The sequence below is a fragment of the Enterococcus plantarum genome (assembly GCF_001730295.1).
GTDB classification, from domain to species: domain Bacteria; phylum Bacillota; class Bacilli; order Lactobacillales; family Enterococcaceae; genus Enterococcus_L; species Enterococcus_L plantarum.
In genome coordinates, this window is the sequence record NZ_MIKA01000001.1 from 293,554 (window position 1) to 300,759 (window position 7,206).

Genomic DNA, 7,206 nt, shown 5'->3' on the forward strand with positions numbered 1-7,206 from the left:
ATTAAAGCATTTTCATTTCTACAATGAGTAATAATTGCTTTCGGTAATAGAATTACTAAGTTTTCTAAACTAAAAAAGTACAATAACAAGATTGATTGGTTGATATCCTCTAAAATATTCTCTTTTTAGCACTTATCAACACTTCAACTGTTAATCCCCCCTTCCTTCTCCTAATGATACGTTTAAATTCCAGAAAAAGAAAAAAGAATGCCTCAATAATTATACAAATAAACCAAAAAGATAACGTTTGCATTCTTATGTAAACCATATTAGCAAAAAACAGCTAAAACAAACGTCATGATAATTTGTCTTAGCTGATTTATAGTTATCCTTTTGCTTTATCTAATAATGTAGATAATTCATAAGGTGTATTTTGGTAAACTGCATAATTTATCCAATTAGAGAATAACAAGGATGCAGCCATGTGCCATCTTAATTTGGGAACTTCTTTGATGTCATCCTTTGGAAAATAATTTTCAGGCAGATTTGGTTGAATCCCTTTTAATTGATCCCGTTCAAATTCTTGTTGTAATGTCTCACGATCATATTCCAAATGACCCATTGCATAAAATGCTCGATTATTTTTATTTCCAACTAAGAAAAGACCAGCTTCTTTCGACTCGACCAGAACTTCCAATTCGTCTGTCTTCTCGACATCACTTCTCTTGATCCCTGTATACCGAGAATGCGGAGCGAAAAACAGATCATCAAATCCTTTTAAAATACTCCAAGTAGGTGTTAATACTTCATGAGAATAAATACCGGTCAACTTTTGATCCAAGAAATACTTATCGATTTTGTGATGATGATAAAGCCCTGCCTGCGCACCCCAACAAATGTGAAATGTAGAAAATACGTGTGACGTACTCCACTCGAAAATATCCTGTAATTCTTCCCAATAATCAACTTTTTCAAAAGGAATCTGCTCAATTGGGGCTCCTGTAATGATCAATCCATCATAGAACTTTTCTTGTACTTCTTTAAACTGATAGTAAAAACGAGTTAAATGTTCACTAGAGGTATTTTTTGCCTCATGGCTACTCATATGTAAAAATTCCACATTTATTTGTAACGGTGTGTTACTTAAAAGCCTCAAGAGTTGAACTTCTGTCTCATCTTTTTTTGGCATCAAATTCAAAATTAAAATTCGTAAAGGTCGAATGTCTTGATGCATGGCGCGATCTTCGTCCATTACAAAAATATTCTCTTTTTCTAAAACTTTAATAGCTGGTAATTCTTTTGGAACACGAATCGGCATGCGTAAATCCTCCCTTTCTTTTTGTTTAATTTTATTTTACGATAAAAAGAGGCAGAAAGAAAGATTCTTTGTAAGAAAATGTTTCGTTTAAAAAAAAATAACTCGATTACTTTAGCTATTAAAAAAAACATGAGACAGGGTGCTTATCCATCTCATGTTTTGTCTTATAGAAAATTATTACACTACTTCGGTACTTTATTCATCTTCTCTTTTCATTTTACGTTTGAAAGTGAAAGTTGCTACTGATTTCTCTAAATCAGCTGGTGTTGCAAAGGGTGCAGTAAGATTAATTTCTTAGCTATTCACTTTTTCTTTCACACTTTTTTCAATTATAGGAGTACTAACTTTTTTATTCCAGAAATCAATCAGTGGTCCTGTGAAAAATGCATTGATTACGGTTCCGATACCAACTGGGCCTCCAAAAATAAAAGCTAAGATCACAAAAAAGATATCTTGAATTACTCTTACTACACGATACTGGGCTTTACTTCGATCTACAATGATCGGAGCAATTGCATCGTATGGCGCATTTCCTAATTTTGCTGACATATAAAAAGATGCCCCGAAAGTAAAAATCACTACACCAAAAACAAGTAAGAGCCCTTGAGAGAGTATATTGATTTTAATTGTGAAAAATGTGTCATAGATCCATGTATAAAAATCAATGAAAAAACCTGTCAGCACCATATTGATTACGGTTCCGATACCAATATATTTTCTACCAAAAATAAAAACGAAAACTAGAATGATTATATTGACAATCAGTTGATAAACACCCAGTGATAAGCCTAGAACATTCCCAATACCAATATTGGCTGCAGTATACGGGTCCAATCCTACTTGACCTACACGTAATGTTGCCGCTCCAAACGCTAGAATTGCTACACCAATTAAAGCATATAAAGCACGTATTATAATTTCCTTCATTTTCCTATTCTCTTTCATCTTTTAACCCCTCAATCTTGTTTACCTTTTAATTATCTCAAAAATTGTCAAAAACGCCAAATGTTAAGATTTTATATAAAAAAATAGAGCTGAATTTTCACTCAACTCCATTTTTTTTTATTACTTTTTAGCGATATCTTTAAGTGCCGCTTGAGCTAACAAGTTTAAGTAGTTCCAAGGACGATCAAAGTGTGGCTGGAAGAAGAAATCTGATAAGGCAAGATCTTCAACAGTCATTTTGTTTTGTACAGCTAATGATAGTGTATTAGCTGATTGAGTAATGTCATACTTAGACATTAATTGTCCACCGACAATACGGTTTGTCCCTTTTTCGTAAACTAATTCCATCATGACATTTTCAGTCGTTGGCATAAATTCTGGACGATAATTATCCTCAAACAATGTTGCTTCTACATCTAAGTTGTTCATTTTTGCACTTTCTAAGGTAACACCTGTTGAACCAATTTTCCAACCAAATAAATATAGACCGGAAGTTCCTTGTGTTCCACGATATGCTAATTTTTCTTCTGTTAAATTGTAACCAACTAACATTCCTTGGCGAACAGCATTCGTTGCTAATGGAATATAATTCGTCGTATTGCTTGGATTATAGTGTACAACTGCACTATCCCCTGCAGCAAGAATATCAGGGTTGCTTGATCTCATAAATGTATCAACCACGACAGCACCATTAGGGAGCATATCTACTTTATCTTTAAGTAAAGTTGTATTTGGGCTAAATCCAACACACATGATGACCATATCTGCTTCGAATTCTTGACTAGGTGTAATTACTCTATTCACATGTCCGCTTGCATCAGCTTGAAATTCCTGAACATTCTCACCTAACGCTATCGTCACTCCTCGATCAGCAAGTTCTTTTTCTAAAACATCTGTAAATGGTTTATCTAAGTACTTATTCAAAATACGATCTAAACCGTCAATCAATGTAACCTCTTTACCTGATTCTACAAAGGCTTCAACTAATTCGATTCCGATATATCCGCCGCCTACAACGACAACTTTTTTCGCATCTTTCGCACGTTCGATAATCACATTTGCTTGATTAAAGTTTTTACATAATAAAATATTTTCAGCTTCAATCCCTTTAATAGGCGGGATAATTGGCCATGAACCTGTTGTCATAACTAATTTATCATATGAAACAGTTTCTTCAATACCAGTGTGTAAATCCTTTGCAGTGACTGTTTTATGATCAACATCGATTGTTTCGACTTCATGTTCCATTTTAACTGTAGCACCTAGAGACGCTAACTCTTCAGGACTTGAATAGAATAGACTGTCAGCCTCCTTCACTACTCCTCCAACATATAAAGCAATACCGCATGATAAAAATGACACATTATCATTTCGTTCATAAACGATTACCTCCGCGTTTGGGTGATTTGTTAAAATACTTTTGACTGCAGCAGTTCCTGCATGCGTACATCCTACGACTACGACTTTCATTTTGTAAATCCCTTCTTTCAAGTTAAATTTTTCACCAACAAATCTATTCTAAATCTATTGGCATACTAAAAATATAACAAAGTAGAAAGCCAGATTCGAGTTCTTTGCTTGTGAATCACAAAGTTATTTTTTCACAAACTCTTCTTTTTTTAACCCTTTCTTCATTTTATCCAATTAAATATTAACAAAAAAAGCTGATTTAACAATAAAAAAAGCTGAGAAAAATTATTTTCTCAGCTTGTGAAATTAAATTGCTATTCATTTACTGAAGCAATAATTTCTATCTCAATAAGAACATCTTTAGGCAATCGGGCTACTTCTACAGCAGAACGAGCAGGTAATTGCGTTTTAAAAGCGCCAGCATAAACTTCATTAAAAGCTGCAAAATCATTCATATTTTTTAAAAAGCAAGTCGTTTTGACAACTTGGTTAAAATCACTTCCAACTTCTTTTAATATTGCCGCTATGTTTTTAAGCACTTGTTCTGTTTGTTCTTCTATTGTACTACCAATAACTTCTCCCGTTTCAGGACTTAAAGGAACTTGACCTGAAGCAAACAATAGTCCATTGACAATATTTCCTTGTACGTATGGTCCAATTGCTTTTGGAGCTTTGTCTGTGTGAATCGATTTCATTTTATCCCTCATTTCATTCTTATTTTGCTTTTTGACAGTCCGGGCATAAACCATATAATTCTAATCTATGCTCATTAATTTCAAAACCAGTTAATTTACTTGCTGCCATCTCTACGTCTTCCAATCCAGGATAATGGAAATCGACGATTTTACCACAGTTCTGACAGATAGCATGATAATGTTTCTTTGAGCTGAAATCGAAACGACTAGATGCATCGCCATAATTCATCTCTTGCACAAACCCAATATCAGTAAACAATCGTAAATTATTATAAACAGTCGCAACACTCATATTTGGAAAACGATCTTCTAATGAACGATAAATTTCATCTGCTGTTGGATGGCTATGATTCTCAATTAGATATTCTAAAATTGCATATCTTTGAGGAGTAATACGAATATTGGCTTCTTTTAATTCTTCAAGTGCATTCTTTACCAATATATTGTCCATTTGGTTCCCCTCCCAGTCTTCTTCCTTAAATGATACTATTTCTAATCTATCTTGACAAGAATAATTGCATAAATACTATCGGAAATATCATGTTTATCACGATTTTGATGAATTTCAACATTATTATATACTTTTTGGGTGGTTAAATGTGTTAAAAAAGGAAGCCGCAACAGTGCACTTCCTTTTTTTCTAAATTATTCAGAAAAATTGTAAAGTGCAGTTGAAAGATATCGCTCACCATTATCAGGAATAATGGTCAATACTTTCTTTCCAACACCCAATTTTTTGGCTACTTGAATTGCTGCATTCACAGAAGCTCCCGCTGATATCCCAACTAACAATCCTTCTTTGACAGCTAATTGTCGTGCTGTTTTCATTGCATCTTCACTTGGAACCGCAAGAATTTCTCCATATATATCAGTATCTAAAACGTTAGGAATGAAGCCTGCACCAATTCCTTGGATTTTATGTGGACCAGGAGCACCCCCTTCAAGAACAGGCGATTCTGTTGGTTCAACAGCAACTATTGAAATAGTTGGATATACTCGTTTTAATTCTTTTCCAACACCGGTTATTGTCCCACCAGTCCCGACTCCTGCCACAAATGCATCTAACCCTGCTGGACCAAAGACATCTTGAATTTCTTTTCCGGTTGTTCTTTCATGTGTTTCGGGATTCGCAAGATTGTCAAATTGCATGGGCATAAAGTAACCGTCTTTTTCTGATAATTCCGTAGCCTTAGCAATTGCGCCTTTCATCCCTTCAGAGCCAGGAGTCAACAATAACTCAGCACCATACGCTTGCATCAGTTTTCTGCGTTCAATACTCATTGTATCAGGCATTACGATTACGACTTTATAGCCTTTTGCAGCCCCCACCATTGCTAACCCGATCCCAGTATTCCCACTAGTAGGTTCGACAATTGTATCGCCTTTTTTTAGCTTCCCACTTTTTTCAGCTTTGTCGATCATACTTAAAGCAATTCGATCTTTTACACTTCCACCTGGATTGAAAAATTCAAGCTTCACAAACACATCAGCAGCTCCATCTGGGACAATTCGTCCTAATTTTACTATCGGTGTTTTACCTATTAATTCGGTAACAGAATTAAAAATTTGAGTCATGATCCATTCCTCCATTCTCGTATTCTTATAAGCAAAACCTTTCTTGTGTTTATAATAGCTTATATCGTTTAATCTGGCTATCATTTTGTTACAGCTGAAAGATTGATCTTAACTTTTTATCCATTTCTAATAAAAATGTTGTATAGTAGAAAAGACTTTCAAATGAATAAATAGGAGTTACATCATTTATGAAAATAAAAAATATTAGTCCACGGGGCTATTGTTACGGTGTTGTTGATGCAATGGTCATTGCTAGAAATGCTTCTCTCGATGAAAATTTACCACGACCAATCTATATTTTAGGTATGATCGTTCACAATAAGCATGTGACAGATGCGTTTGAAAGTGTTGGGATCCGTACGTTAGATGGAAATACCCGTGAAGATATCCTATCGCGAGTTGACCGTGGTACTGTTATATTTACAGCACATGGAACTTCGCCCAAAGTAAAGAAATTAGCAGTCGCTAAAGGTTAAACGGTAATTGATGCCACTTGTCCTGATGTAATGATTACACACGAATTGATTGCTGAAAAAGTGTCAGACGGTTATGAAATTATTTATATTGGAAAAAAAAATCACCCTGAACCCCAGGGAGCACTTGGTGTATCCCCGGAACATGTTCATTTAGTTTCTAACCAAGCTGATATTGCAAGTTTACAACTAACGACAGAGAAAATTTTTGTGACCAACCAAACGACTATGAGCCAATGGGACGTTAGCGATTTGATGGTTTCGATTCAGAAAAAATACCCTCATGTACTTATTCATAAAGATATCTGCAAAGCTACCCAAGTCCGCCAAGAAGCAGTTGTTGAACAAGCTCAAGGCTGTGATTTAACAATTGTTGTTGGTGGTCCAAAAAGTAATAATAGTAATCGGTTAGCTCAAGTTTCCGTTGAGCAAGCAAGGGTTCCAGCTCATCAAATTTCAGATGTCTCACAAATCAATGCTAAATGGTTAATCAATGTCGAACAAATTGCTGTGACGGCTGGTGCCTCCACCCCAACTCAAATTGTTAGGGAAGTCATTGATTATTTAATGCAATTTGATGCAAATGATCCTATAACGCATAACAGAAATTCAACTACTACTCCAGAAGCGAGTCTACCGAAGTCCAGAATAAAGGATTTGAGTAAAAATCGCACACGACGTCTAGAAGAACTACGATCAGGAAAACGATAAAAAATGGCTCTATACTTTCTGATGTTGGTGAACAATCACCGGCATCTTTTTTAATGCAAAATACTAGAAAAGACACCCTGATATCCTTTAGAATTAAGTCGACGAAAACCAATCAAAAGGGGAAATCAAGATGTCCTAT

The 7,206-nt window shown here is 35.0% G+C and carries 6 protein-coding genes and 1 pseudogene; 1 reads left to right on the top strand and 6 read right to left on the bottom strand.

What is annotated here, in order from left to right; all coding sequences use genetic code 11:
• Positions 1-325: 325 nt before the first annotated feature.
• The 6 genes from metA to cysK form a co-directional block, all read right to left on the bottom strand.
• Positions 326-1,258: a homoserine O-acetyltransferase MetA gene (metA, locus tag BCR22_RS01295; protein WP_069653191.1), complete on the bottom strand. Its 933-nt coding sequence runs from the start codon at positions 1,256-1,258 to the stop codon at positions 326-328.
• 294 nt (positions 1,259-1,552) lie between these two features.
• Positions 1,553-2,185: a YczE/YyaS/YitT family protein gene (locus tag BCR22_RS01300; protein WP_083241717.1), complete on the bottom strand. Its 633-nt coding sequence runs from the start codon at positions 2,183-2,185 to the stop codon at positions 1,553-1,555.
• 138 nt (positions 2,186-2,323) lie between these two features.
• Positions 2,324-3,673 (bottom strand): NADH oxidase, encoded by a 1,350-nt coding sequence (locus BCR22_RS01305; protein ID WP_069653193.1) that lies wholly within the window; start codon positions 3,671-3,673, stop codon positions 2,324-2,326.
• A 254-nt stretch (positions 3,674-3,927) separates the two neighbouring features.
• Positions 3,928-4,308: a RidA family protein gene (locus BCR22_RS01310; protein WP_069653194.1), complete on the bottom strand. Its 381-nt coding sequence runs from the start codon at positions 4,306-4,308 to the stop codon at positions 3,928-3,930.
• 19 nt (positions 4,309-4,327) lie between these two features.
• Positions 4,328-4,759 (bottom strand): peroxide-responsive transcriptional repressor PerR, encoded by a 432-nt coding sequence (gene perR, locus BCR22_RS01315; protein ID WP_069653195.1) that lies wholly within the window; start codon positions 4,757-4,759, stop codon positions 4,328-4,330.
• A gap of 194 nt (positions 4,760-4,953) precedes the next feature.
• Entirely contained in the window at positions 4,954-5,883 is a 930-nt protein-coding gene (gene cysK, locus BCR22_RS01320; RefSeq protein ID WP_069653196.1) for a cysteine synthase A, read from the bottom strand.
• Between the two features lie 188 nt (positions 5,884-6,071).
• On the opposite strand from cysK, the pseudogene BCR22_RS01325 reads away from it, so the two are divergent.
• Positions 6,072-7,067: pseudogene (locus tag BCR22_RS01325) on the top strand (4-hydroxy-3-methylbut-2-enyl diphosphate reductase).
• Positions 7,068-7,206: the final 139 nt, after the last annotated feature.